The organism is Luteimonas huabeiensis HB2, from assembly GCF_000559025.1.
Classification (GTDB): Bacteria; Pseudomonadota; Gammaproteobacteria; order Xanthomonadales; family Xanthomonadaceae; genus Luteimonas; species Luteimonas huabeiensis.
The window spans coordinates 1-26,169 of record NZ_JAAN01000006.1 but is presented as its reverse complement, the minus strand read 5'-3'; the positions used below and the strand labels follow the sequence as shown (position 1 = coordinate 26,169).

Annotated in this window: 19 protein-coding genes and 2 pseudogenes; 7 read left to right on the top strand and 14 right to left on the bottom strand. The window is 72.4% G+C overall.

Annotated features, from left to right (window positions below):
- Nucleotides 1-5: 5 nt before the first annotated feature.
- Nucleotides 6-1,055: a LacI family DNA-binding transcriptional regulator gene (locus Z164_RS0101615; protein WP_024889008.1), complete on the bottom strand. Its 1,050-nt coding sequence runs from the start codon at nucleotides 1,053-1,055 to the stop codon at nucleotides 6-8.
- Nucleotides 1,056-1,108: 53 nt separating this feature from the next.
- Nucleotides 1,109-2,398: a sugar MFS transporter gene (locus Z164_RS0101610; RefSeq protein ID WP_024889007.1), complete on the bottom strand. Its 1,290-nt coding sequence runs from the start codon at nucleotides 2,396-2,398 to the stop codon at nucleotides 1,109-1,111.
- A gap of 359 nt (nucleotides 2,399-2,757) precedes the next feature.
- On the opposite strand from Z164_RS0101610, the gene Z164_RS0101605 reads away from it, so the two are divergent.
- From Z164_RS0101605 to Z164_RS0101595, 3 genes are all read left to right on the top strand, one after another.
- The gene (locus Z164_RS0101605; RefSeq protein ID WP_043688977.1) at nucleotides 2,758-3,777 is read left to right on the top strand and encodes a glucokinase; all 1,020 of its coding nucleotides are present in this window, start codon (nucleotides 2,758-2,760) and stop codon (nucleotides 3,775-3,777) included.
- A 127-nt stretch (nucleotides 3,778-3,904) separates the two neighbouring features.
- Nucleotides 3,905-6,547 carry a TonB-dependent receptor gene (locus tag Z164_RS0101600; RefSeq protein ID WP_024889005.1) on the top strand — a complete coding sequence of 881 codons (2,643 nt, stop codon included), beginning with the start codon at nucleotides 3,905-3,907 and terminating at the stop codon, nucleotides 6,545-6,547.
- A gap of 70 nt (nucleotides 6,548-6,617) precedes the next feature.
- Nucleotides 6,618-8,969, top strand: a complete 2,352-nt coding sequence (locus Z164_RS0101595; protein ID WP_024889004.1) for a family 20 glycosylhydrolase — start codon at nucleotides 6,618-6,620, stop codon at nucleotides 8,967-8,969.
- A 30-nt stretch (nucleotides 8,970-8,999) separates the two neighbouring features.
- Here Z164_RS0101595 and ligD read toward each other — a convergent pair.
- The 6 genes and pseudogenes from ligD to Z164_RS0101565 form a co-directional block, all read right to left on the bottom strand.
- Nucleotides 9,000-9,854, bottom strand: a pseudogene (ligD, locus tag Z164_RS0101590) (non-homologous end-joining DNA ligase); the annotation flags it as partial.
- An 85-nt stretch (nucleotides 9,855-9,939) separates the two neighbouring features.
- Nucleotides 9,940-10,917 carry a non-homologous end joining protein Ku gene (gene ku / locus Z164_RS0101585; protein WP_024889002.1) on the bottom strand — a complete coding sequence of 326 codons (978 nt, stop codon included), beginning with the start codon at nucleotides 10,915-10,917 and terminating at the stop codon, nucleotides 9,940-9,942.
- Nucleotides 10,918-10,990: 73 nt separating this feature from the next.
- Entirely contained in the window at nucleotides 10,991-11,899 is a 909-nt protein-coding gene (gene cyoE / locus Z164_RS0101580; protein WP_024889001.1) for a heme o synthase, read from the bottom strand.
- 1 nt (nucleotide 11,900) lies between these two features.
- The gene (locus Z164_RS0101575) at nucleotides 11,901-13,142 is read right to left on the bottom strand and encodes a COX15/CtaA family protein (protein ID WP_024889000.1); all 1,242 of its coding nucleotides are present in this window, start codon (nucleotides 13,140-13,142) and stop codon (nucleotides 11,901-11,903) included.
- Nucleotides 13,143-13,182: 40 nt separating this feature from the next.
- Nucleotides 13,183-13,752 (bottom strand): hypothetical protein, encoded by a 570-nt coding sequence (locus Z164_RS0101570; RefSeq protein ID WP_024888999.1) that lies wholly within the window; start codon nucleotides 13,750-13,752, stop codon nucleotides 13,183-13,185.
- Nucleotides 13,749-14,468, bottom strand: coding sequence for an SURF1 family protein (locus tag Z164_RS0101565; RefSeq protein ID WP_024888998.1), 720 nt, complete (start codon nucleotides 14,466-14,468; stop codon nucleotides 13,749-13,751). Before Z164_RS0101565 ends, Z164_RS0101570 begins: the two co-directional genes overlap by 4 nt.
- Before the next feature lie 59 nt (nucleotides 14,469-14,527).
- On the opposite strand from Z164_RS0101565, the gene Z164_RS0101560 reads away from it, so the two are divergent.
- The gene (locus tag Z164_RS0101560) at nucleotides 14,528-14,746 is read left to right on the top strand and encodes a twin transmembrane helix small protein (RefSeq protein ID WP_024888997.1); all 219 of its coding nucleotides are present in this window, start codon (nucleotides 14,528-14,530) and stop codon (nucleotides 14,744-14,746) included.
- Between the two features lie 132 nt (nucleotides 14,747-14,878).
- Here the strand turns inward: Z164_RS0101560 and Z164_RS0101555 are convergent, their stop codons facing one another.
- The 5 genes and pseudogenes from Z164_RS0101555 to coxB form a co-directional block, all read right to left on the bottom strand.
- Entirely contained in the window at nucleotides 14,879-15,766 is an 888-nt protein-coding gene (locus tag Z164_RS0101555) for a cytochrome c oxidase subunit 3 (protein WP_024888996.1), read from the bottom strand.
- 38 nt (nucleotides 15,767-15,804) lie between these two features.
- Nucleotides 15,805-16,392, bottom strand: a complete 588-nt coding sequence (locus tag Z164_RS0101550) for a cytochrome c oxidase assembly protein (protein ID WP_024888995.1) — start codon at nucleotides 16,390-16,392, stop codon at nucleotides 15,805-15,807.
- Nucleotides 16,389-16,532 carry a hypothetical protein gene (locus tag Z164_RS22930; RefSeq protein WP_169735556.1) on the bottom strand — a complete coding sequence of 48 codons (144 nt, stop codon included), beginning with the start codon at nucleotides 16,530-16,532 and terminating at the stop codon, nucleotides 16,389-16,391. The genes Z164_RS0101550 and Z164_RS22930 overlap by 4 nt, the downstream gene beginning before the upstream one ends.
- A gap of 49 nt (nucleotides 16,533-16,581) precedes the next feature.
- Nucleotides 16,582-18,201: pseudogene (ctaD, locus tag Z164_RS0101540) on the bottom strand (cytochrome c oxidase subunit I); the annotation flags it as partial.
- A 25-nt stretch (nucleotides 18,202-18,226) separates the two neighbouring features.
- Nucleotides 18,227-19,144 carry a cytochrome c oxidase subunit II gene (gene coxB, locus Z164_RS0101535; RefSeq protein WP_024888993.1) on the bottom strand — a complete coding sequence of 306 codons (918 nt, stop codon included), beginning with the start codon at nucleotides 19,142-19,144 and terminating at the stop codon, nucleotides 18,227-18,229.
- 353 nt (nucleotides 19,145-19,497) lie between these two features.
- Between coxB and putA the strand changes: the two genes are divergently transcribed.
- Nucleotides 19,498-22,686: a bifunctional proline dehydrogenase/L-glutamate gamma-semialdehyde dehydrogenase PutA gene (putA, locus tag Z164_RS0101530; RefSeq protein WP_043688971.1), complete on the top strand. Its 3,189-nt coding sequence runs from the start codon at nucleotides 19,498-19,500 to the stop codon at nucleotides 22,684-22,686.
- A 33-nt stretch (nucleotides 22,687-22,719) separates the two neighbouring features.
- Here putA and Z164_RS0101525 read toward each other — a convergent pair whose 3' ends face one another.
- The gene (locus tag Z164_RS0101525; RefSeq protein ID WP_160170673.1) at nucleotides 22,720-23,076 is read right to left on the bottom strand and encodes a helix-turn-helix domain-containing protein; all 357 of its coding nucleotides are present in this window, start codon (nucleotides 23,074-23,076) and stop codon (nucleotides 22,720-22,722) included.
- A gap of 117 nt (nucleotides 23,077-23,193) precedes the next feature.
- Here Z164_RS0101525 and Z164_RS0101520 point away from each other — a divergent pair, with 117 nt between their 5' ends.
- Together Z164_RS0101520 and Z164_RS0101515 are read left to right on the top strand one after the other, a co-directional pair.
- Nucleotides 23,194-25,038 (top strand): DNA methyltransferase, encoded by a 1,845-nt coding sequence (locus Z164_RS0101520; RefSeq protein ID WP_024888990.1) that lies wholly within the window; start codon nucleotides 23,194-23,196, stop codon nucleotides 25,036-25,038.
- A 44-nt stretch (nucleotides 25,039-25,082) separates the two neighbouring features.
- Entirely contained in the window at nucleotides 25,083-26,000 is a 918-nt protein-coding gene (locus Z164_RS0101515; protein WP_024888989.1) for an AEC family transporter, read from the top strand.
- Nucleotides 26,001-26,169: the final 169 nt, after the last annotated feature.

Sequence of the window (26,169 nt, the reverse complement as noted above, 5' to 3'; positions counted from 1 at the left end):
CGGGTTCACTCGCTGGGCTGGGGGCGCGGCCGCGGCGGCGCGGTGGAACCGCGCACCACCAGCTGCGGCACGAAGCCCTGGTTGGGCAGGGCCGGGGGAGCGCCGGCGTCCTGGCGCAGCTGCGAGATCAGCAACCGCGCGGCGGCGCGGGCGATGTCCTCGGTGGCCTGCTTGGCGGTGGTCAGCGGCGGCCAGGATTGCTTGGAGAACGGGCTGTCCTCGAAGCCGGCGATCGACAGGTCGTAGGGCACGTTGAGGCCCGCCGACTTCGCCGCCGCCAGCACGCCGGCGGCGATCTCGTCGTTGGAGCCGAAGATGGCGGTGGGCGGGTCGCGCAGCGCCAGCAGCCGGCGGGTGCCGCGGAAGCCGTCGTCGAAGGTGTAGTCGCCGGGGATCACCAGGTGGCGGTCGGGCGTGATGCCGTAGTCCTTCAGCGCGCGCTCGTAGCCCAGGTAGCGTTCGGTGCTGGAGCGGTGCTCCTGCCCGCCCCACAGGAAGCCGATGCGCTGGTGGCCGAGCTGGATCAGGTGCTCGGTGACCTCGTAGGCGGCGTCGCGGTCGTCCACCCAGACGCAGGGCCCGCCGTCCTGCGGATCGGCGTCGGCGGCGATGATGCGCGCCAGCCGCACGCCGCGCGCGGCCAGCGCCTCGACCAGCTCGCGGCGCTCGGACATCGGCGGCGCCAGCACCAGCCCGGCCAGGCGCGAGCGCCGCATCCAGTCGCACAGCTCGTCCGCCAGCAGCGGCGAGCTGGCGTCGCAGGGGTGAATCTGCAGGTCGAAGCCGGTCTCGCGGCAAGCGGCGAGCACCCCGTTCTGCACGCTGATGATGTAGTACGGGTTCGGGTTGTCGTAGGCCACGCCGATCACGAACGCGGTGGCGCTGCGCAGGTTGCGCGCGGAGGGATCGGGCTCGTAGTCCAGCTCGGCGATGGCGTGCAGCACCCGCGCGCGGGTGGCCTGCATCACCGAGGGCTCGTTGTTGATGACGCGCGAGACGGTCTTGAGCGAGACCTTGGCCCGCTCGGCGACGTCGCGGATGGTCGGCTTGCGCACGGAGGTTCCGCTCCTGTCGGCTGCCCTGTCGGCTCGGCGCATGATGCCGCGGATCAGCCGCGGCCGGCGAGCCCGGCGCGATGGCCGCGCACCGCGTAGTAGAGGATGTAGGCGTAGCAGGGAATCATCAGCAGCGCGAACACCCACTGGAAATCGTAGTGCTGCTTGAGCACCGCGAACGCCTGCGGGACGATCGCGCCGCCGGCGATGCCCATCACCAAGAGCGCCGAGCCGGTCTCGGTGGAGGCGCCCAGGCCGCGGATGGCCAGCGGGAAGATCGCCGGCCACATCATCGCGTTGGCGAAGCCCAACAGCGCCACGCAGGCGACCGAGACGTAGCCGGAGGTCAGGAAAGCGCCGGCGGTGAACGCGATGCCCAGCAGCGCCGAGACCCGCAGGTACCGTTCCTGCGACACGTACTTCGGGATCAGGATCATCCCCGCCACGTAGCCGGCGAGCATGCAGGCCAGGGTGGCGGAGGTGAAGTACTTGGTGTGGTCCAGCGGCAGCCCGAAGGCCTGGCCGTAGGTGCCGATGCCGTCGCCGGCCAGCACCTCGACGCCGACGTAGGCGAACAGGCACAGCACGCCCAGCCACAGGTGCGGGAAGTGGAACACGCTGCGGCGCGGCCCCTGCGCGCGCGCCGAGGCGTCGGCGTTGGCCTCGGCCGGGCGCAGTTCCGGCAGCGGCGAGCACAGCACGCCCACCGCCACCAGCAGCAGGACGCCGGCGATCGCCAGGTAGGGCGCGTGGATCTGCGCGGCGAACGCATCCAGCAGCGCGGCGCGTTGCGCATCGTCGGCGGCCTCGATCCGCGCGGCGAGATCGCCGATGCCGCGCATGACCGACATCCCCAGCGCCAGCGGCGCCAGGATGCCGGCGGTCTTGTTGAAGATGCCCATCAGCGCGATGCGTCGCGCGGCGCCCTCGATGGGGCCGAGGATGCTGACGTAGGGATTGACCGAGGTCTGCAGCAGCGCCATGCCGCCGCCGATCACGAACAGGCCCGACAGCGCGCCCGGGTACCAGCGCTGGGTGGAGAACTCGCCGAACATCGCCGCGCCCACCGCCATCACCGCCAGGCTCAGCGCCAGGCCCTTCTTCATGCCGGTGCGGCGCAGCACCCAGGCCGCGGGCAGCGCCAGGAAGAAGTACGACAGGTAGAACACCATCAGCACCAGGAAGGCGTTGACCTCGTCGAGCTCGAAGGCGAGCTGGACGAAGGTGATCAGCGGGCCGTTGATCCAGGTGAAGAAGCCGATGATGAAGAACAGCAGGCCCATGATCGCGATCGCCGTCGTCGGACGGGCCGGGACCGGGCGCGCGGCGCTGGTTGCGGACATGCGAAACGCCTCCCCTCGTTCGCTGCGGCCGGATGTCGCCGGCCGGTCATCGATGACTAACGTTGTCATACTTCCGCCCGTCGTGGCAAACGCGCGACGCCCCGCGGCCGCCGGGAACGTGCTGCCCCGCAACATGGATGGCCGTTCTGCCGGCTCGATCCGGGTCCATTGAACACAGCAACGACGCCAATCCGGGCCGATCGATCGCTTTTGTGACGGCAATGTGTCGAAACCGGAGGCCCGGCGCTGGAAGCACCCGATCGTGATTGACATCGTTGTCACGACGTTTTCAAACTCCGGACATCGCGCTGCCCGGGGAACGATCGGCGGCGCCCGCCAAGGGAGACACCGTGGTCGCCATGTCCACCCCGCCGTCCGCGGCCGGCACGAGCGCGCGCAACGCGCCGTTCGTCGCCGCCGACGTCGGCGGCACCCACGTCCGCATCGGCCTGGTCGAGCCCAGCGGCGATCCGCGGCACCCGGTGCGGGTGCTGCACTACCGCAAGTACGCCTGCGCGCAGTGGCCGGGCCTGGCCGACATCGTCGAGGACTTCCTCGCCGGGCTCGGCGAGGTGCGCGTGGAGGCCGGGGTGATCGCCAGCGCCGGCTATGCGCTCGAGGACGGCACCGTTATCACCGTCAACCTGCCCTGGCGGATCTCGCTCGCCGCGATCCGCGAGCGGCTGGGCCTGCGCGACTTCCGCCTGGTCAACGACTTCGAGGCGGTGGCGCACGCGGCCGCGCACGTCGATGCCAGCGAGGTAATGCGCCTGGCCGGGCCGCTGACCGCGCCGCCCGGCCCCACCCTGGTGGTCGGTCCCGGCACCGGCCTGGGCGCGGCGGTCTGGATCCCGGGGCCGGCCGGGCCGGTGGTGCTGGCCACCGAGGCCGGCCAGGCCGCGCTGACCACCCGCACCGAGCGCGAGATGGCGGTGCTGCGCGAGCTGCAGCGGCGCGGCGCCCACGTGGCGATCGAGCACGCGCTCTCGGGCCCGGGGCTGGTCAACCTGTACGCGGCGCTGTCGGCGCTGGCCGGCGATGCGGGCGAGCCGCCCGCGCCCGACGCGATCACCGCCGCGGCGCTGTCGGGCGAGGACCCGCGCGCGGTGGAGGCGCTGGACCTGTTCTGCGGCCTGCTCGGCAGCACGATCGGCGACATGGCGCTGCTGTACGGCGTCAGCGGCGGCATCCATCTCGCCGGCGGGATCCTGCCGCGCATCCGCGATTTTCTCGCCGCCAGCCGCTTCGTCGAGCGCTTCCTCGACAAGGGGCCGATGCGCGAGGCGCTGGAGCGGATCCCGGTGAAGCTGGTCGAGCACGGCCAGCTCGGGGTGATCGGCGCGGCGAACTGGTACCTGGGGCAGCGCGCGGCGCCGTGAGCGCACGCGGCGCCGCCGCAAGACAACGGGCATGCCGCGGGGCCGGGCGGCATGCCGGACGGATGCACCTCGGCACGGCGGTGGACGTTCCACCGCCGCAACCTCGGCACACGACAGGAGTGAGACCATGAGCTACAGCAAGTCCCTGCTTTCGGCGGCGGTCGCGTCCTGCCTGGCATTCGCTGCACAGGCGCAGGAGCCCGCCAGCGGGCGCGACGACCCCACCGAGCTCGACGCCATCACCGTGGTCGGCATCCGCGCCAGCCTCGAGCGCTCGCTCGACACCAAGCGCAACAACGACACCGTCTCCGAGGCGATCACCGCCGAGGACATCGGCAAGTTCCCCAACACCAACGTCGCCGAGGCGATGTCGCAGATCCCGGGCGTGGCGCTCGACCGCCGCTTCGGCCAGGGCGAGCGGGTCAGCATCGACGGCACCGATCCCAGCCTCAACCTGACCTTCCTCGACGGCCGCCCGATCGCGCAAGCGATCTGGCTCTACGGCGAGCAGCCCAGCCGCGGCTTCGACCACACCCTGCTGGCGCCGCAGATCCTCGGCCGGCTGGAGGTGATCAAGTCCTCCGAGGCGCGCCTGCCCGAGGGCAGCCTGGGCGGCACGGTGCTGATGCACACCCGCCAGCCGCTGGACCTGGAGGCCAACGAGGGCGCCGCCTCCATCGGCTACAGCTACAACGACCAGGCCAGCAGCGGCGCGCCGAACGCCTCGCTGCTCTACAGCTGGAAGAACCCCGCCGAGACCTTCGGCGTGGCGGTCTCGGCGCAGCGCTTCGAGGAGAAGATCGACCGCCAGGGCATGGAGATCTTCGGCTACGCGCCCGCCTCCACCTTCGCCAACGCCGCCGCGCCCGGCCTGGACCCGGACGCGATGGTGCCCAACTCGATCAACGCGGCCTGGTTCCAGCAGGAGCGCGAGCGCGACAGCGCGGTCGTCAACCTGCAGCTCAAGCCCAGCGACGCGCTGGAGTTCAAGCTGCAGGGCCTGTACATCCGCGAGAACTTCGACAACTACAACCAGTCGCTGTACAGCTTCCTGACCTGGAACGACGGCACCGTCGATGCGGTCGACCGGCTCGACCAGGGCCCGAACGGCGTCGTGGTCGGCGGGCATTCCGGCCCGAACGCGGACGCGGGCGGCGGCACGGTGCTCTACGACAACAACGTGCGCGTCTCCGAGGTCACCACCAAGGGCCTGGACCTGCGCGGTTCCTGGCAGGGCGACATCTGGGGCGTGTCCGGCCAGATCGGCCGCAGCAAGTCCGACAACGACAACATGGCGCAGTACTTCATCGAGCCCGTCTACAACGGCGGCTTCAGCTGGAGCATCGACGACGGCATCCGCTTCGACGATCCCGACGCCGCGCGCGATCCGGCCAACTGGGGCTCCGACGGCTGGCTGGGCAACAACGGCGTGTTCTCCACCGAAAGCGAGAACCGCTACGGCCAGGTGGACTTCAGCGTGCGCCTGCCCGGCGCCTTCAACCTGCTGCGCTTCGGCGCGCGTCAGGTCAAGCACGAGGAGCGCTTCGCGCTCAACGTCTACGGCGGCGTCAGGACCGGCTTCCTGGACGAAGTGGGCACGATCGGACCCACCGACATCCGCGGCTTCCACCCCGACCACGGCCGCCACCTGCAGGTCGGGCGCGACAACGTGATCGACTGGATCCGCAACAGCCCGATGGACTACGCCAACCCCGACCCCGGCAGCTACCTCAACAACACCTGGGCGCTGGAGCAGACCAACACCGCCGGCTACGTGCAGGGCGACTTCTCCACCGGCCTGCTGCGCGGCAACGTGGGCCTGCGCTACGTGGAATCGAAGATCGACGGCAGCGGCTTCGCCTACGGCGGCACGCCCACGCTCGACGACCTCGACAGCAAGTGGCAGACCCGCACCGGCAAGGACGACTTCCTGCTGCCGTCGGTCAACCTGGTGCTCGACCCGGGCAACGACTGGCTGTTCCGCTTCGCCGCGGCCAAGGTGATCGCCTGGGCGCCGTACAACCAGCTGGTCAACAACACCTTCCTCAATGACACCGTGCTCACCGGCGCCGGCGGCAACGCCGAGCTCTCGCCCTACGAATCCACCAACTTCAACCTCGCCGCGGAGTGGTACTTTGCCCCGCAGTCGGTGCTGGCCGCCTCGGTGTTCTACAAGGACATCGACAACTACATCGACACCGATCCCGCCATCGAGCGCCACTACAACTCGATCCGCGACAACGACCCGACCGCCTGGGCGGGCCTGGTCGGCAGCCGCGGCTGCACCGAGGACGGCTACTGCGACTACAGCATCTCGCGCCCGCGCAACGCCGGCGGCGGCAAGGTCAAGGGCTTCAACCTGTCCTACCAGCAGGCCTTCGGCGACAGCGGTTTCGGCCTGACCTCCAACTACACCTACGCCGACGGCGAGAACAACACCGGCAACCCGCTGCCCTACCAGTCCGAGCACAGCATCGCGCTGAGCCCGTACTACGAGCAGGGCCCGCTGAGCGCGCGGCTGACCTACAACTGGCGCGACCATTACCTCGCCGGCGGCTACGTGGCCGGCGCGGCGCCGGCGAGCGTGGACGCCTACGCCGAGCTCGGCGCGAGCATCGGCTGGCGCTTCGACGACCAGTGGTCGATCGCCTTCGACGCGATGAACCTGCTCGACGAGGAATACTTCCAGTACCTCGGCGACAAGAGCATGCCCGCCAATCGCTACCACACCGGCCGCCGCTACATGGCCACCGTGCACCTGCGCTTCTAAAGGCGCATCGCCGGATCGGCGGCGGGGCTTCCCCGCCGCCTCCGGCGCCGGCATCGCAGAGGAGACGCCGATGCATCCGTACCCGCTCCGCCCGGCCGCGCTGGCCTGCGTCCTGATCGCGCTGTCGGCCTGCAGCGGCCGCCCGGGCGCGCCCCCCACGGCCCCGGCGGCGGCCCCCGACGCCGGCACCGCCGCCCCGCAGGCCGCGGCCGGCCACGATGCGCTGGTGCCGCTGCCGGCCTCGATCGCGCCGCAGCCGGGCCGGTTCGTGCTCGATGGCCGCACCCGCTACTTCGCCGAGGGCGCCGGCGCGCAGGCGGTGGCCGAACACTTCGCCGGATTGCTGCAGCGCTCGCGCGGGCTGCGCCCGGCCGCCTCCGGCGACGCCGGCGCCGGCCTGCGGTTCCGCATCGACCCGGCGCTGGACCTCCACGACGAGGGCTACCGCCTGCGCGTCGGCGCGGACGCGGTCGAGGTGACCGCGCGCACCAGCGCCGGCCTGCAGCACGGCGCCACCACGCTGTGGCAACTCGCCGGCACCGGCCGCGCGGCGCGGGTGGAACTGCCGGCGGTGCGCATCGACGACGCCCCGCGCTTCGGCTGGCGTGGCCTGATGCTCGATTCCGCGCGCCACTTCCAGAGCGTGGACGAGATCAAGCGCCTGCTCGACGCGATGGCGCTGCACAAGCTCAACACCTTCCACTGGCACCTCACCGACGACCAGGGCTGGCGCATCGAGATCAAGCGCTACCCGCGCCTGACCGAGATCGGCGGCTGCCGCATCCCCGCCGGCGACGGCGGCGTCGATCCCGCGACCGGCCGGCCGGTGCCCTACTGCGGCCACTACACCCAGGAGCAGATCCGCGACATCGTCGCCTACGCCGCCGCGCGCCACATCGCGGTGGTGCCCGAGATCGACATGCCCGGCCACGCGCAGGCGGCCGTGGCCGCGTACCCGGAACTGGGCGTGACCGGCGCGCCGGTCGCGGTGCTCAACGAATGGGGCGTCAACACCACGCTGTTCAACGTCGAGGACAGCACCTTCGCGTTCCTGGAGAACGTGCTGGCCGAGGTGGTGGCGCTGTTCCCGGGGCGCTACGTGCACCTGGGCGGCGACGAGGCGGTCAAGGACCAGTGGCAGGCCTCGCCGCGGGTGCAGGCGCGCATGCGCGAGCTGGGCGTGGCCGACGAGGCCGCGCTGCAGAGCCATTTCATCGGGCGCATGGCGCGCTTCCTGCAGGCCCGCGGACGCCGCGCGATCGGCTGGGACGAGATCCTCGACGGCGGCCTGCCGCCGGAAGCGACGGTGATGTCCTGGCGCGGCATCGAGGGCGGCATCGCCGCCGCCCAGCTGGGCCACGACGTGGTGATGACCCCGGTCTCGCCCCTGTACCTGGACTACCTGCAGACCGATTCGCCGGACGAGCCGCCGGGGCGGCCGGCCACCAACACCCTGCAGCAGGTCTACGCCTTCGAGCCGGTGCCGGCGGCGCTCGACGCGCAGCAGGCGCGCCACGTGCTCGGCGTGCAGGCCAACCTGTGGACCGAACACGTGCGCAGCTTCGAGCGCGTGCAGCACCACGTGTTCCCGCGCATCGCCGCGCTGGCGGAGATCGCCTGGACGCCGCCCGCGCGGCGCGACTGGGCGGGTTTCCTCGACCGCCTGCCCGCGCAGCTCGCCCGCTACCGCGCCACCGGCATCGCCTACGCGCGCACGCCGTTCCAGGTGCAGGCCGACGTGCGCGAGGAACGCGTGGCCGGCCGGGTCGAGGTGAGGCTGCGCAATCCGCTCGGCTATCCGCTGCGCTACACCACCGACGGCAGCGCGCCCACCGCCGCCTCCGCCCGCTACGAGCGCCCGCTGACGCTGGCGCTGCCGGCCACCGTGCGCGCGGCCGCCTTCCACGGCGACGACGCGCTGGCCGCGCCTAGCCTGCACCGCTACAGCGCCGAAAGCCTGCTCGCGCGCAGCGATCGCCGGCTCGAGGCCTGCCCCGGCCCCGGCTCGCTGCGCCTGCGGCTGGAGGACGACGGCCCGCTGCGCGGGCCCCGCGACGACTTCGACGTGGACATCTTCTATCCCTGCTGGCTGTGGCGCGATGCCGAACTGGACGGCATCGTCGGCCTGCGCGTGCGCGCCGGGCGCATGCCCTACGCCTTCCAGCTCGCCCACGACGAGCCCGCGCGGCGCTTCGCGCCCGCCACCGCCGCGCACGGCGAGCTGCGCGTGCACCGCGGCGGCTGCGAAGGCCCGGTGGTCGCCGAGGTCCCGCTGCCGGAAGCGCCCGGCGCCGACGGTTTCGCCGTCCTCGACGCCGAACTGCCGCCCGCCGCCGGGCGCGCCGACCTGTGCCTCGTGTTCACCGGCGACACCCGGCCGGCCATGTGGGTCGTGGACGAGGTGCGCCTGCGCACGGAGTGAGCCGCGGGGCGACCGCGCCCGCGCGCGGCTCTACCCGAGCCTGGGCAGGCGCTGCCGCAGCGCCTGCGCCCAGCCGCGCCAGGGGTCGGTGCGCAGCGAGGCGGCGCGGCGCTGCGCCCGGCGCAGGTCGTACTGATCGCCCGAGGCCACCCTGCCCAGTTCCTCCCAGCGCACCGGCATGGCGACGCCGGCGCCCTCGCGCGCGCGCAGCGACCAGCTGGCCACGCTGGTCGCGCCGCGGCCGTTGCGCAGCCAGTCGATGAAGATCACCCCGCGGCGCCTGGCCTTGCTGGCCGTGGCCACGTAGCGATCGGGCCGCTGCGCGGCCATCGCGCCGGCGACCGCCTCGCAGAAGCCCTTGGCCTCGTCCCAGCCCGGGCCGGGACGGATCGGCGCCACCACGTGCACGCCCTTGCCGCCGGACAGCCGCGCGAAGCTCTCCAGGCCGAGCGCGCGCAGGCGCGCGCGCACGTCGCGGGCGCCGGCGATCACCGCCTTCCAGCCCACGCCGGGGCCGGGATCGAGGTCGAACACCAGCCGGTCCGGGTGCTCCAGGTCGTCGATGGTCGCGCCCCAGGGGTGCAGCTCCAGGGTGTTCATCTGCACCAGCGCGAGCAGGCCCTCGACGTCCTCGATGTAGAGATAGTCCGCCTCGCCGCCGTCCTGCTCGCGCAGGGCGACCGCATGCACGCCCTCGCCCAGCGCATCGGCATGGTGCTTCTGGAAGAAGCACGGGCCGCCCGCGCCGTCCGGGCAGCGCAGCAGCGACAGCGGGCGCCGCGCGACCTGGGGCAGCAGCCGCGCGGCGACCGCGCGGTAGTAGTCGGCGACCTGGCGCTTGGTGATGCCCTGGCGGGCGTAGACCACCTTGTCGGGGCTGGTGAGGCGGGGCGGCTCGCGTTCGCGGCGGGGTCTGGCCATGGGCTCCTCCCGGGGTGCGGGGCCGGCCCGCCGGCGGCGGGCGCCGGCCTCAGGCGCGCTTGCGCGGCGCCGCGCGGCCGGACGCGGCCTGCTTGGCGGACTTGGCCGGCGCCTTCCTGGCGGCCTTCTTGGCCGCCTTCTTGGCCGCCTTCTTCGCCGCCTTGGCGGGCGCCTTGGCGGCGGCCTTCTTCTGCGCGGCCGCGGGCGCCTTCTTCGCCGGGGTGCGCTTGTTGCGGGCGATGCTCTGCTGCAGCAGCTCCATGAAATCGACCACGTTGGTGGCGGCGTCCTCGCCGATCTCGGCGTCGGCCTCCTCGTGCTTCTGGACCAGGCCCTTGGACTCCATGCGCTTGCGGATCGCCTCCTGCAGGCGTTCGCGGAAGTCGTCGCGGTACTGCGACGGGTCCCACGGCGCGGACATGGTCTCGATCAGCTGCTCGGAGAACGCGCGCTCCTTGTCGGTGATGCGGAAGCCCTTGGCGTCGGCCTCCGGCAGCCGGTACTCGTCCACGTCCACCAGCTCCTGCGGGAAGCGCATCATCAGCAACAGCAGCGCGTCGCCGCGCGGCAGCACCGCGCACAGGTGTTCGCGGGTGCGGATCACCACCCGCGCGATGCCGGCCTTGCCGGTGCGCGCCAGCGCCTCGCGCAGCAGCACGTAGCCCTTCTCGGCCTTCTTCGCCGGCACCAGCACGTAGGGCTTCTCGAAATACTGCGGGCCGATCTCGCCGGCATCGACGAAGCTGTCCACGTCGATGGAATCGCGGCTCTCCGGCGCCGCGGCCTGCAGGTCCTCCGGCTCCAGCACGACGTAGCTGTCCTTGTCGTACTCGTAGGCCTTGACCACGTCCTTCCAGGGCACTTCCTCGCCGGTGTCGGCGTTGACGCGCTCGTAGCGCACGCGCGCGTTGTCGCGCGAATCGAGCATGCGGAACTGCAGGTCGGTGCGGCGCTCGCCGGCCATCAGCGAGACGGGGATGTTGAGCAACCCGAACGACAGCGTGCCGCTCCAGATCGGTCTGGCCATGGCGCCTCCCCGGCGCGTGCGGAAGGCCCCGAGTCTCCGACGCCCTCCGTGAGGCAGGCGTCAATCCGCGCGCTCAGCCGACGCGCTGGAACTCCATGAGCGGCGGCGGCGCCAGCCACGGCTGCAGCCAGTGGTCGACCAGCAGGAAGGCGAACAGCGCCATCAGGTAGACCACCGAGTAGTTGAACACCCGCATCGCGAACAGCTCGTCCGGCGGGTCCAGCAGCTTCCAGGCGTACCAGACGAACACCGCGCCCAGCACCAGCGCGCCGCCCAGGTAGAACAGGCCGCTCATGCCGGTGGCCCAGGGCAGCACCGTGGCCGCCACCAGCAGCAGGGTGTAGAACAGGATCTGCCAGCGCGTATAGACCACGCCGTGGGTGACCGGCAGCATCGGGATCAGCGCGCGGGCGTAGTCGTCGCGGCGGAAGATCGCCAGCGCCCAGAAGTGCGGCGGCGTCCACACGAACACGATCAGCACCAGCAGCAGCGCGTGCGGATCGAGGGTGCCGGTGATCGCCGCCCAGCCCAGCGCCGGCGGCGCGGCGCCGGCCAGCCCGCCGATGACGATGTTCTGCGGCGTGGCGCGCTTGAGGAAGCCGGTGTAGACGATGGCGTAGCCGATCAGGGCGAAGAAGGTCAGCGCCGCGGTCAGCGGGTTCACCAGCACGATCAGGATCGCCATCGAGGCCGCGCCCAGCAGCACCGCGAAGATCAGCACCTGCGCCGAGTTCAGCGCGCCGGTGGGCAGCGGACGGTGCGCGGTGCGGGCCATCACGCGGTCGATGCGCTGGTCGATCAGGTGGTTGATCGCCGCCGCCGACGCGGCCGCCAGCCAGATCCCGAGCAGGCCGAACACCGTCTCGCGCAGCGGCGGCAGCCCCGGCACCGCCAGGAACATGCCCACCAGCGCGGTGAACGCGATCAGCGCGACCACGCGCGGCTTGGTCAGCACCCAGTACTGGCGCAGCGGCACCGCCATCTCAGTGCCCGGCCCCGGGTGCGGCCTCGTGCGCGCCGAGATCGACCTCGCGCACCCGCGCCACGAGCGAGACCAGCACGAACAGCAGCAGCGCCGCGCCGGCGTTGTGCAGCACCGCCACCGGCAGCGGCAGCGCCAGCTTGACGTTGAGGATGCCCAGCGCCACCTGCGCCAGCGCCAGCAGGCCCAGCGCGGCGCCCCAGCCGCGCAGGCCCGGCGTGCGCAGCAGGCGCGCGGCCAGCGCCAGCAGCACGCCGAAGGCGACCACCGCGAACAGGCGGTGCGCCATCTGGATGGCGATGCGCGCCTGTCCGTCGAGGATGCCGCCCTCGTAATCGACGCCGATCCCGCGCCACAGCACGAAGCCCTCGCGGAAATCGGCCGGCGGCCACCACTGGCCCACGCACTTGGGGAAATCGATGGCGTGCGGGGTCGCGGTGGTCCAGCCGCCGCCGCCGCAGGCCAGCGCGGCGTAGTTGGCGCTGACCCAGCCGCCCAGCGCGATCTGCACCGCCAGCACCGCCAGCGCCGCCCACAGGAACAGGCGCAGCCCGCGCGCGCCGGCCAGCCGGATCGGCAGGTCGGTGGCGCGCCAGGCCATCCAGGTCAGCAGCGAGAAGGTCAGCAGGCCGCCCAGCAGGTGGCCCATCACGATCACCGGCTTGAGCAGCAGGGTCACCGTCCACTTGCCCAACAGCGCCTGGAACACGATCACCGCCAGCGTCAGCGCCGCGGCGCGCGCCAGATCGACGTTCGACCAGCGCAGCGCCGCCAACAGCAACAGCGCCTCGCCGAGCGCCGCGATCGCCAGCGCCTCCATCTGGTGCCCGGCCATGTAGACCGGGATCGCCGCGGCGACCAGCACCGAGGCGCCCAGGATCTGCGCGATGCCGAAGCGGCGCCGGCGCGCGGCCAGCAGCGCCAGCGTCAGCACCAGCACGCCCAGCGCCGCGGCGATGTGGCGGTGCACCTGCTCGCGCCAGGCCTTGTGGGTCTCCAGCGGGCGGATGTCGGTGGCGGCGTGGCCGGCCACCTCCTCCGGCGCCTGCGGCCAGGTCGCGCGGCCGTAGCAGGTCGGCCAGTCCGGACAGCTCAGGCCGGCATCGGACAGGCGCACGAAGGCGCCGAACACCACCACCGCCAGGGTCAGCGCCACCGCCAGCCAGGCGATGCGGTGGAAATGTCGATAGGGCGCGCGGCGGGGCGCGGGCTTGGGAGCGTCGGGGGCGGTGGGAGCGTTCATCGGGCGATCGGGCCGCACGGGCGCCTGGACGGCGCGGCGGTCACTTCAGTTTCAGCAGTCGGGACAGGTCTTCGCGCAGGTGTCCCGCATCGAAGCCGGGAGGGTAGCGCAGAATGACGAAGCCGTTCGGATCCACCACGTACACCGGCACGCCGGCCGGGTCGTCCTGGCGCGGCAGCGCGGCGCGGAACGCGGCGTCCTCGCGCAGCACGCGCAGCGCCGGATCGCGCACCGCGCCCTCGGGCGGCTCGCCCATCCACAGGATGTGCACGCGGTCGGCCTCGCGGCCGAACAGCCGCCAGACCTTGTCGAGGTCGGCCGACAAGCGCACGCACTCCCCGGCGCAGCCGGCCGGCGGCGCCAGCACGATCCGCCACAGCCGCTCGGCCGGGTTCCAGCGGTATTCGCCGCCGTCGACCGTGCGCACCGACACCTCGCGCAGGTCGCCGGGCGGCTGCAGCAGCTCGCCGTGGTTGCGCATGCCCTCCGGCCGCCAGCCGGAGAAGCGCAGCGCGCCGGCCACCAGCGCGCTGCCGAGGAAGACGACGACGATCAGCACCAGCAAACCGCGGTTGCGGTTGCGCTGCGGACGGGACACGGGCGCGTTCATCGGCGGGACCTGCGGAAGGTGAGGATCAGCGCGGTGACCAGCACCGTCGCGGCCAGCCCGAACCACTGCACCGCGTAGCCCAGGTGGCGTTCGGGCGGCAGGGTGTTGGCCAGCACCTGCAGGTCGCGCGCGTAGCCGCCGGGCAGTTCCGGGTCGGCGCGCAGCACCCGCGGCGCCAGCGCCTGCAGCCCCAGCGCGCGGGCCAGCGCCTCGGGATCGAGCGCCAGCACCAGCAGGCTGCCGTCGGCCTGCGGCTGCACCGCCGGCGCGACCAGGCCGGCCGACGGCGGCGGCGACAGCAGCCCGCGCAGGCGCGTCCACGCCGGCGCCGGCGCGATCGCCGGAATCGTGCGATCGGGCGGCACCGGCAGCCAGCCCAGCTCCACCAGCAGCGGCGCGCGCCCCTGCTCCGGCAGGAACACGCGATAGGCGCGCAGGCCGGGGCGGCCGTTGCGCTGCTGGTTGTCGAGCAGCACCGCCGGCAGGTCGGCGAAGCGGCCGGCGCCCTCGGCCCAGGCGTGCGTGCCGCTCGAAGCGGCGTCGGCCGCCGCGTCGAGCGGCAGCGCCCGGCGCGCGGACAGCGTGTGCGCGGCGGCATCGAGCATGGCCTGCTTCTGCCGGCCGCGGTCGAGCTGCCACGCGCCCAGCCCGCAGAACAGCGCGATCGCCAGCAACGCCGCCGTCCAGCCGACGACGCGGGTCGGCCACCGCCTCACCCGGCGCCTCCGGCCTGCTGCGATAATGCCCTCATGCGCCGCCCGCGCCGGAGACCGCCATGAACGATTCGCTGAAGACCCTGCTGATCGTCGCCTTCCTGATACTCATCCTGTGGAACCTCGGCGCGGGCCTGTACTACATGCTGGTCGACAAGGGCGAGACCAAGCGCACCGTGAACGCGCTGACCAAGCGCATCGGCCTGTCCGTCGCGCTGATCCTGCTGGTGATGCTGGCGATCTGGATGGGGTGGATCGAGCCGCACGGGATCGGGGGCTGAGGGCCAGGGGCCAGGGGCCAGGGGCCAGGGGCCAGGGAATGAGAGCCCGAGTGCGACCGGACTTCAAGACGCGCGGCCCTGAGCCCTGAGCCCTGAGCCCTGAGCCCTGATCCCTGGCCTCTGGCCCCCGCCTCAGACCACGTACACGAACAAAAACAGCACCAGCCAGACCACGTCCACGAAGTGCCAGTACCAGGCCACGGCCTCGAAGGCGAAGTGGTTTTCCTTGCTGAAGTGGCCCTTGAGGCAGCGGAACCAGATCACGATCAGCATGATCGTGCCGAGGGTGACGTGGGCGCCGTGGAAGCCGGTCAGCATGAAGAACGTCGAGCCGTAGATGCCCGAGCCCATCGTGAGGTTGAGGTCGCGGTAGGCGTGGATGTATTCCTCGACCTGGAAGAACAGGAACACGCAGCCGAGCAGGATGGTCAGGCCGAGGAACAGCAGCACCTGGCGGCGGCGCTCGGCCTTGAGCGCGTGGTGGGCGATGGTGATGGTCACGCCCGAGGTCAGCAGGATCAGCGTGTTGAGCAGCGGCAGGCCCCAGGCCGGGATGGTCTGGAAGTCGCCGCCGACCTGGCCGGGGCCGGCGCTCGGCCACGCGGCGCTGAAGCCTTCCCACAGGAAGGCGTTGGTGCTCACGCCCGAGCCTTCCCCGCCCAGCCACGGCAGCGCCAGCGTGCGCGCGTAGAACAGCGCGCCGAAGAACGCGCCGAAGAACATGATCTCGGAGAAGATGAACCACACCATCCCCATCCGGAACGAGGTATCGACCTGCTTGTTGTAGTAGCCCGATACCGATTCCAGCACCACGTCGGCGAACCACTTGAACAGGATCGCGCACAGGCCGGCGATGCCGACGAAGAACGTGGGCCGGCCCCAGGACGACTCGTTGAACCAGCCGGCCAGGCCGAGCATGGTGAGGAACAGGAACACCGAGGCGAACAGCGGCCACTTGCTGTCGTGCGGCACGAAGTAGACGCCGCCGTCTTGCGTGTGGGTTGCGGGAGCTTGGGCCATGGTCGTGTCCGTCGGAGGTGCGATCAGGGGAGCGGAGGTCAGCGCGCGGCGCGCGCGGCGCCGGCCGATCCGGCCGCGGGCGCCTGCGACAGCCGCTCGGTGGCCGGATCGTTCTTGTAGAACGTGTAGGAGAGCGTGACCGTGTTGACGTCGGCCGGCAACGCGGGGTCGATGATGAAGCGCACCGGCATGTCGCGGGTCTCGCCGGCGGCGAGCGTCTGCAGGGTGAAGCAGAAGCACTCGGTCTTCTGGAAGTAGCCCGACGCGCGCGCCGGCGCCACCGAGGGCGTGGCGCTGCCGACGATCGCCGCGGCGCTGTCGTTGTGGGCGTAGTACGTGGTCTCGTAGATCTCGCCCACGCGCACGCGCTTGGACGTCTCGTTGGGGCGGAACGACCACGGCAGGCGCGAGTTGACGCTGGCGTCGAACTCCACCGTCACCCAGCGCTCGGCGACCGGCTCGGCCGCGGCGGCGCCGGCGGGCTCGGCGGCGGCGGTGTTGTCCAGGCGGATGCCGAACACCTTCTCGCAGGCGATGCGGTACAGCGGCACCAGCGAGAAGGTGAACGCGAACGCGGCGACCGCCACGGCCACCAGCTTCACGACGTCGGACCGCCGCGCGCTCACCGTCCGCTCACCCCGGAGAGGATGAAGGCGACGTAGATCGCCAGCGCGATCGCGCCCACGACCAGCGCGGTGCGGCGCGCGCGACGGCGCCCGGCCTCGACGTGGGCCGCGTCCGCGGCGGGGTCACGCCTTGCGGGCATTGCTGTGGCCGGCGGTATCGACATGCGAGGAGGTGTCGTCGTAGTCGAGGTGCTCGTAGTCGCCGTGGGCGAGGTCGCCCGGGCGGATCTGCGGCGGCGTGGCGAAGGTGTGGTGCGGGGCCGGCGAGGGCACCGTCCACTCCAGGCCGCGCGCGGCCTCCCACGGGCGCGCCGGCGCCGGCGCGCCGCGCTTGAGCGAGGCGAACAGAATGCCGAACATCATGAACGGGGTCAGGAACATGCCGAAGGCGCCGATCGAGCTGACCAGGTTCCAGTCGGCGAAGACCACGTTGTAGTCGGGGATGCGGCGCGGCATGCCGGCCAGGCCGAGGAAGTGCTGCGGGAAGAACAGCAGGTTCACGAACACCACGGTCCACCAGAAGTGCACCTTGGCCCAGAACTCGCTGTACATCCGGCCGCTCCACTTCGGCCACCAGTAGTAGACCGCGGCGATGATGCCGAACAGCGCGCCGGTCACCAGCACGTAGTGGAAGTGGGCGACCACGAAGTAGGTGTCGTGGTACTGGAAGTCGGCCGGCACGATGGCCAGCATCAGGCCGGAGAAGCCGCCGATGGTGAACAGGATCACGAAGGCGATCGACCACAGCATCGGCGCCTCGAAGGTGATCGAGCCCTTCCACATCGTCGAGACCCAGTTGAACACCTTCACGCCGGTCGGGATCGCGATCAGCATGGTGGCGAACATGAAGTAGATCTCGCCGCCCAGCGGCATGCCCACGGTGAACATGTGGTGGGCCCAGACGATGAAGCTCAGGAAGGCGATCGCGGCGGTGGCGTACACCATCGCCTGGTAGCCGAACAGCGGCTTGCGGCTGAAGGTCGGGATGATCTCGCTGACCACGCCGAAGGCGGGCAGGATCATGATGTAGACCTCGGGATGGCCGAAGAACCAGAAGATGTGCTGGTACATCACCGGGTCGCCGCCGCCGGCGGCGTAGAAGAAGCTGGTGCCGAAGAACTTGTCGGTCAGCAGCATGGTGACCGCGCCGGCCAGCACCGGCATCACCGCGATCAGCAGGAACGCGGTGATCAGCCACGCCCAGCAGAAGATCGGCATCTTCAGCAGGTCCATGCCGGGCGCGCGCATGTTGAGCACGGTGGCGATCACGTTGATCGCGCCCATGATCGAGCTGATGCCCATCATGTGGATGGCGAAGATGGTGAAGGCCATGCTGTTGCCGCCCTGCAGGCTCAGCGGCGGGTACAGCGTCCAGCCGCTGGCGGGGCCGCCGCCGGGCATGAACAGGGTCATCAGCAGCATCGCGAAGGCGAACGGCAGGATCCAGAACGACCAGTTGTTCATCCGCGGCAGCGCCATGTCCGGCGCGCCGATCTGCAGCGGGATCATCCAGTTGGCCAGGCCGACGAAGGCCGGCATCACCCCGCCGAAGATCATCACCAGCGCGTGCATGGTGGTCATCTGGTTGAAGAACTCGGGGCTGACGTGCTGCAGGCCCGGCACCGCCAGCTCGGTGCGGATGACCACGCTCATCGCCGCGCCGACGATGAACATCAGGAACGAGAACAGCAGGTAGAGCGTGCCGATGTCCTTGTGGTTGGTCGAGAAGAACCAGCGCTCGACGAAGCCCTGCTTGTGGTGGCCGTGCTCGTCGGTGGTGTGGTCGGCGGTAGCGGTATGCGTGGACATGGCGTGGCCTGGAAGCTGTAGGGGGTCAGCCGGCGACGGGCGCGGCGGTCTTCGCATCGCCGGCGCGCGCGGTGGCGTCGGCCTCGGTCGCGGCCGGCGGCGCGGGCGTGGCGGGCGCCTCGGCGGGCGCCGGCGCCGGCGCGTTGCGGGCCTTCTCCGCGGCCAGCCAGGCGTCGTACTCCGCGCGCGGCAGCGCGCGCACCACGATCGGCATGAAGGCGTGGTCCTTGCCGCACAGTTCGGCGCACTGGCCGCGGTAGACGCCGGGTTCCTTGATCTCGGTCCAGGCCTCGTTGACGATGCCGGGGATCGCGTCCTGCTTCCAGCCCAGCGCCGGCACCCACCAGGAGTGGATGACGTCGTCGGCGGTGATCACGAAGCGCACCTTGGTGTCGGTGGGCAGCACGAGTTCGTTGTCGACGTCGAGCAGGTAGTTGCCGTGCGCTTCCAGTTCGGCGCGGGTGGCCGAGCGGTTCTGCCGCAGGCGGTCGCTCTCGCGGTCCAGGCGGCTGGTGATCGCCACGTCCTCGCCCACGTATTCGTAGGTCCACATCCACTGGTAGCCGGTGACCTTGACGGTCATCTCGGAGTCGCGGGTGTCGTACATCGCGATCAGCTTCTGCGTCGCCGGCACCGCCATGATCACCAGCAGGATGATCGGGATCACCGTCCAGATGATCTCGGCGGTGGTGTTGTGGCTGAACTGGGCGGCCACCGCGCCCTTGGACTTGCGGAAGGCGAACATGGCGTAGGCCATGGCGCCGAACACGATGACGCCGATCGCCACGCACACCCACAGCGCGAACATGTGCGCATCGTAGGCGTGCTGCGAGGAAGCCGTGACCCCGCGGCCCATGTTGAGCTGCCAGCGCTGCGGATCGGCGGACTGCGCGAGCGCCCCCAGCGGCGCGGCCAGCGCGAGCGCGGCGGCGGCGACGCGCATGGCCCGAGGGTTGGAACGACCGGCTTGCTTCACGTTGGGACCCCGAATGCCTGATGGCGTGTGGCTGGCGGAAGCGCGACCACCCTCCGTCCCGGCCCGGGGCGGGAACATGCGCAGGAGCGGCGGCGTGCTGCGGAGAATCCTGGCGATGGTAGCTGCGGCGGGCGATCACGGGCAAGCCGAGCCCCGGCGCCGCGCGGCGCGGGCCCGCTGCGGCGGCCGGCGGCCACCGGCCGCGAGGCATCGCGCCGGGGCGGACGCGGCGGGCGCGACCCTGCCTATCCGGCCGCGTCGGCAGGGCCTAGAATCGCCGGTTTTAGACGCTTCCCGGCGGTTCCCGCGTGTCCAGCCCCCTGTTGTCCGAGCTCCCCCCGCCGCCTCCGGCCCCGCGCGCGGCCATCACCGCCGCCTGGGTCCGCGACGAGGCCGCCCACGTCCGCAGCCTGCTCGAGCGCGCCCGCCTGCCGGCCGCCGACCGCGCCGCGGTGCAGGCCACCGCCGCCGACCTGGTGCGGCGGGTGCGCGCGCGCGCCGCCGACCAGGGCGCGATCGAGGCCTTCATGCAGCAGTACGACCTCGGCAGCGAGGAAGGCGTGCTGCTGATGTGCGTGGCCGAGGCGCTGCTGCGCATCCCCGACGAGGGCACCGCCGACCGCCTGATCCGCGACAAGCTGGGCGAGGCCGACTGGAAGCGCCACCTCGGCCAGTCCGATTCGCTGCTGGTCAACGCCTCCACCTGGGGCCTGATGCTGACCGGGCGCCTGGTGGACCTGGCCGACGAGACCAAGCGCGACGCCCACGGCGCCTTCAAGCGCCTGATCGGCCGCGTCGGCGAACCGGTGATCCGCCTGGCCACGCGCCAGGCGATGCGCATCATGGGCCACCAGTTCGTGATGGGCCGCACCATCGACGAAGCGCTCGCGCGCAGCCGCAAGGGCGCCAACGCGCAGTACCGCTACTCCTTCGACATGCTGGGCGAGGCCGCGCTGACCGACGCCGACGCCGGCCGCTACCTGGAGGCCTATCGCCGCGCCATCGACGCCATCGGCCGCCACCCCGGCCGGCCGCGCGCCGAGGGCGCGGACGCGGTGTTCGCCGCGCCCTCGATCTCGGTGAAGCTCTCCGCGCTGCACCCGCGCTACGAGCACGCCAACCGCGCCGCGGTGCTGGCCGAGCTGGGCCCGGTGCTGCTGTCGCTGGCGCAGCAGGCCAAGGGCCACGGCATCGGCCTGACCATCGACGCCGAGGAGGCCGACCGCCTGGAACTGTCGCTGGACGTGATCGCCCAGGCCTGGCGCGATCCGTCGCTGGCCGGCTGGGAAGGCTTCGGCATCGTGGTGCAGGCCTACCAGAAGCGCGCGCCGTTCGTGCTCGACTGGATCGTCGACCTGGCCCGCAGCGGCGGCCGCCGCATCCCGGTGCGCCTGGTCAAGGGCGCCTACTGGGACAGCGAGATCAAGCGCGCCCAGGTCGACGGCCACCCGGACTATCCGGTGTTCACCCGCAAGCCGAACACCGACGTCAGCTACCTGGCCAACGCGCGGCGGCTGCTGGAAGCGGCCGACATCGTCTACCCGATGTTCGCCACCCACAACGCCCACACCATCGCCGCGGTGCATCGCATGGCCGGGCTGTACCTGCCGGCGCTGGCGCGCGCGCGCGCCACGCCCTACGAATTCCAGAAGCTGCACGGGATGGGCGACGACCTGTATGCCGAGGTGATCCCGGCCGACCGGCTCGGCGTGCCCTGCCGGGTCTACGCGCCGGTGGGCAGCCACGAGGACCTGCTGCCCTACCTGGTCCGGCGCCTGCTGGAGAACGGCGCCAACTCCAGCTTCGTCAACCGCATCAGCGACGAGAGCGTGCCCGTCGAGGCCCTGACCCAGGACCCGGTGGACACCGTCGCCGCCTTCGACAGCATCCCCCACCCCCGCATTCCCCTGCCGGTCGATCTCTACCGCAGCCAGGGCCACGACAGGAGCAACTCCATGGGCGTCAACCTCGCCAACGACGACCAGCTGCGCCAGCTCGCCGAGCGGGTCAACGCCGAGGTCGCCGAGTGGACCGCCGGCCCGCTGGTGCCCGGGGCGCAGCCCGCCGGCGCCGCGGTGACCGCGACCGATCCCGCCGACCGCCGCCGCACCGTGGGCCGCTGGCAGCCGGCCGACGCGGCCACGGTGGAGCGCGCGCTGGCCAACGCGGTGGCCGCGCAGCCGGGCTGGGACGCGACCCCGGCGGCCTCGCGCGCGGCGATCCTGGAGCACGCCGCCGACCTGCTCGAATCGCGCATGCCGCGGTTCATCGCCCTGTGCACCCGCGAGGCCGGCAAGACCATCCCCGACGGCGTGGCCGAGGTGCGCGAGGCGGTGGACTTCCTGCGCTACTACGCCGGTCAGGCGCGCAAGCTGTTCGCGCCCGAGCCGCTGCCCGGCCCCACCGGCGAAACCAACACGCTGCAGCACCAGGGCCGCGGCGTGTTCGTGTGCATCAGCCCGTGGAACTTCCCGCTGGCGATCTTCGTCGGCCAGGTCGCCGCGGCGCTGGCCGCCGGCAACAGCGTGATCGCCAAGCCCGCCGAGCAGACCACCCTGACCGGCCACGAGGCGACGAAGCTGCTGCACGAGGCCGGGGTGCCGGCCGACGTGCTGCAGTTCCTGCCCGGCGACGGCGCCACCGTCGGCGCGGCGCTGACCCGCGATGCGCGCGTGGCCGGCGTCGCCTTCACCGGCTCCACCGCCACCGCGCGCGCGATCAACCGCGCGCTGGCCGCGCGCGAGGCCGCGATCGCGGTGCTGATCGCCGAGACCGGCGGCCAGAACGCGCTGATCGCCGATTCCTCCTGCCTGCCCGAGCAGCTGGTCAAGGACGTGCTGTCCTCCGCCTTCGCCTCCGCCGGCCAGCGCTGCTCGGCCGCGCGCATCCTGTTCGTGCAGGAGGACATCGCCGACAAGACGATCGAGATGCTGGCCGGCGCCATGGCCAAGCTGCGCGTGGGCGATCCCGGCCAGCTGTCCACCGACGTCGGCCCGGTGATCGACGAGGATGCCGCGCGCATGCTCCAGGCCCACGCCGAGCGCATGAACGCCGAGGCGAAGCTGATCGCGCGCGCCCCGGCCACCGAGGCCATCGAGCACGGCACCTTCTTCCTGCCGCACGCCTGGGAACTGCGCGCGCTGTCGCAGCTCGACGACGAGAAGTTCGGCCCCGCCCTGCACGTGATCCGCTGGAAGGCCGACGACCTCGACGCGGTGATCGACGCCATCAACGCCACCGGCTACGGCCTGACCCTGGGCATCCACTCGCGCATCGACGAGACCGTCGAGCGCATCGCCGCCCGCGCGCGGGTGGGCAACATCTACGTCAACCGCAACCAGATCGGCGCGGTGGTCGGCGTGCAGCCCTTCGGCGGCCAGGGCCTGTCCGGCACCGGCCCCAAGGCCGGCGGCCCGCATTACCTGCCGCGCTTCGCCACCGAGAAGACCATCACCGTCAACACCACCGCCGCCGGCGGCAACGCCTCGCTGCTCACGCTGGGCGACTGACGGACATCGCGGGCCCGCGCCAGGCGGGCCCGCCTACTTGGCCGCGGCCTTGGCCAGGAAGTGGATCAGCTCGCGGACCGGCTTGCGCTGCTCGGGCGGCAGCGAGAGGAACGCGTCGATGGCGTGGCGGTCCTGCACGCCGATCGCGAAGGATTCGCCGGTCTCGTTCAACCGCCCCTTGCCGGGCGGCTCGTCGGCATAGAAGTCCTCCGGGGCGACCCGCAGGGCCTTCGCCAGCGCGCGCAGGTTGCGCCGGCGCGGCGTGGTCTTGCCGCGGATCCAGTTGTGCGCCGCCTGCGGGGTGACCGCATCGCCGCCGTGGGCGGAGACCAGATCGGCCAGTTCGCGCGCGCCCTCGCCGAGGCCGGCGGCCTTCAGGGCTTGACGCAATCTGGCACCGAATTCGGCCTGCTCGCTCATCATCCCGATGGACGGTAGAGCGCTCCAGCCCTGAAGGAACCAACGATTGATTTATGATCCGATCAATTATTGATTGATCGTGTCTGGATGGCCAGTTCCCTGCTCGATGCGCTTCCCGCCATCGTCCGCGACGGCCGCCGGCAGGCCGAGCGCGCGCTGGCTTGCGCGGCGCGCGGGCGGGGGCCGCGGTTGCGCACGGACCAGACGCCCGGCGACGACGCGGCGGACGGATGGCGCAACCGGCTGATCCACGGCGACAACCTGCAGGCGATGGCGGCGCTGCTGGCCGGCGACGGGCAGGGCCCGGGCCTGCGCGGGCGCATCGACCTGATCTACATCGACCCGCCCTTCGACACCGGCACCGACTACCGCAGCCGGGTGCCGCTGCCGGGCACGGCGGCGGCCGGCGTCGCCGCCTTCGCCTACGCCGATACCTGGCCCGGCGGCACCGCCGGCTACCTGCGCATGCTGGCGCCGCGGCTGGTGCTGATGCGCGAGCTGCTGGCGCCCACCGGATCGCTGTACGTCCACCTGGGCATGCAGGCCGGCCATTACGTGCGCGCGCTGCTGGACGCGGTGTTCGGCCGCGAGCACTTCGTGCAGGAGATCGTCTGGGCCTACGGCGCGCCCTCGGGCGGGCGCGCATCCGGCGCCAGGCTGGTGCGCGCGCACGACGTCATCGTCCACTACGCGCGCTGCCGCGAGCGCCGCTACGCCCGGCGCATCCGCCTGCCCTACGACCCGCGCTACGTCGAGGCCTGGTTCTGCCACGTCGACGCCGACGGCCGCCGCTACCAGCGCCGCCAGCGCGGGCGCGACGCCGAGGGCCGGCCGATCTGGACGCGGCAGTACCTGGACGAGAGCCCCGGCCTGCCCGCCGCCACCGTCTGGAGCGACATCCGCCCGGTCTACGCCGACCCGCGCGCCTGGCGGCCCGCGCACGCCGGCCGCTCGGAACTGACCGGCTACGGCACCCAGAAGCCGGAGCGGCTGCTGGCGCGGATCGTCGAGCACGCCTGCCCGCCGGGCGGGCTGGTCGCCGACTTCAATGCCGGCTCCGGCACCGCCGCCGCGGTCGCCGAGCGCCTGGGCCGGCGCTGGATCGCGGTGGACCTGGGCGGCGCGGCCTGCGCCGTCGCGCGGCGGCGGCTGATCGCCCAGGGGGCCGCCCCGTTCCTGCTGCAGGCCGTGGATGCGCCGCGCGCCGACGGCGCCTGGGCCGCGCGCGTGCTGGCCGCCTACGGCGCCCGCCCGCTGCCCGGCGCGCCGGCCGGCACCGGCACCGTGGTCGAGGACGGCCTTCGCACGCTGGTGCGGGTGGCGCCGCCGGGCCGGGCGCTGGGGCCGGCCGCGATCGAGCGCGCGCTCGCCCTGCGCGCGCGGCTGCCGGGGCCGTGGACGCGGCTGGTGGTGCTGGGCTGGCGCTTCGAGCCCGGCTTGCCGGACTGGCTGGCCGCGCGCGGCGACGGCGCGCCGACGGTGCTGCGGATCCCGCCGGAGCTGGCCGCCACCGGGCCGGCGGCGCGCGCACGGGCGCGCTTCGACAGCCTGCGGCGCCTGACCCTGGCCGGTGCCGCGCGGCAGCGCGCGGACGCCGCCAGCGAACGCATCGAGGTGGCGCTGGCCGCCTGCGTCCCGCTGACGCCCGCGGCCCTGGACCTGTCGCCGCACGACCGCGCCGCGCTGCTGGCCGCGCTGCGCGCCGATCCGCTGGCGCTGGTGCAGGACTGGTCGATCGATCCGGACTACGACGGCCGCGTGTTCCGCCCCGCGTGGTACGAGGCGCGCACGGGCGCGGCGCCCCTGGCCAGCGGCGGCGCGGCGCGGATCGAAGCGCCGCGCCTGCATGGCGCGCGCCGGATCTGCGTGCGCGCCACCGATGCGCTGGGCGCCCGCGCGGAGCTGGTGCGCACGCTGCCGGCGCCGCGCTGAGCCGCCGCGGCTAACATGGAGCCCCCCACACACCGACGGCGCCGATGGCCTTCGCCGCGTTCGCCCTGATCCTGGCTATGCTCGCGCTGGGCATGCTGTTCGCGCGCCTGCGCGCGCTGCCCGACGATGCCGCCGAGACGCTCAATCGCGTGGTCCTGCTGATCTGCCTGCCGGCGGCGGTGCTGATCTACGTGCCGCGCCTGCGCTTCGATCCCACCCTGCTGGGCGTGGCCGCCACGCCCTGGCTGCTGGCCGCGGCCAGCATCGCGCTGGTGTTGCTGCTCGCGCGCCTGCGGCGCTGGCGCCGCGACCGCGTGGCGGTGCTGCTGCTGTGCGTGGTGCTGGGCAATACCAGCTTCATCGGCTATCCGATGGTGCGCGCGCTGCTGGGCGATGCGGCCCTGCCCTACGCCGTGGTCTACGACCAGTTCGGCACCTTCGTGCTGCTGTCGACCTTCGGCCTCTACGTGCTGGCGCGCTTCGGCGGCGACGCGCCGCCGGGGCCGGCCGAGATCGCGCGCCGGGTGCTGCGCTTCCCGCCGCTGTGGGCCCTGCTCGCCGGGCTGACGGTGATGCCCGAGCAGCCGCCGGCCTGGATCGCCGACGTCCTGCAGAAACTGGCCGATGCGATGCTGCCGCTGGTGATGCTGGCGGTGGGGCTGTCGATCCGCCTGCGCATGCCGGCCGAGGAGATCGGCCCGCTGGCGGCCGGCCTGGCGCTGAAGCTGGTCGCGATGCCGGCGCTGGCGCTGCCGCTGTCGTGGCTGTTCGCGATGCCGCCGGCGATGCTGCAGGTCAACGTGCTGGAATCGGCGATGCCCAGCATGGTCACCGCCGCCGCGCTGGCGATCTCGCACGGCCTGGCCCCGCGGCTGGCCGCGGCGCTGGTCGGCTACGGCATCCTGCTGTCGCTGGCCACCCTGCCCGCCTGGACCTGGCTGCTGGCGCGGCTGGCGCACTAGGGTCTATCGAGATTCGACCTGCAGCGCCGAGTCAGTCCCTTCTCCCGCGAGCGGGACCATGCCGTCCCCTCTCCCGCAAGCGGGCCCATCTTGTCCCTTCTCCCGCAAGCGGGAGAAGGTGGCGCGCAGCGCCGGATGAGGGCCGCTTTGGACGCCTGCGGCGTGCCCC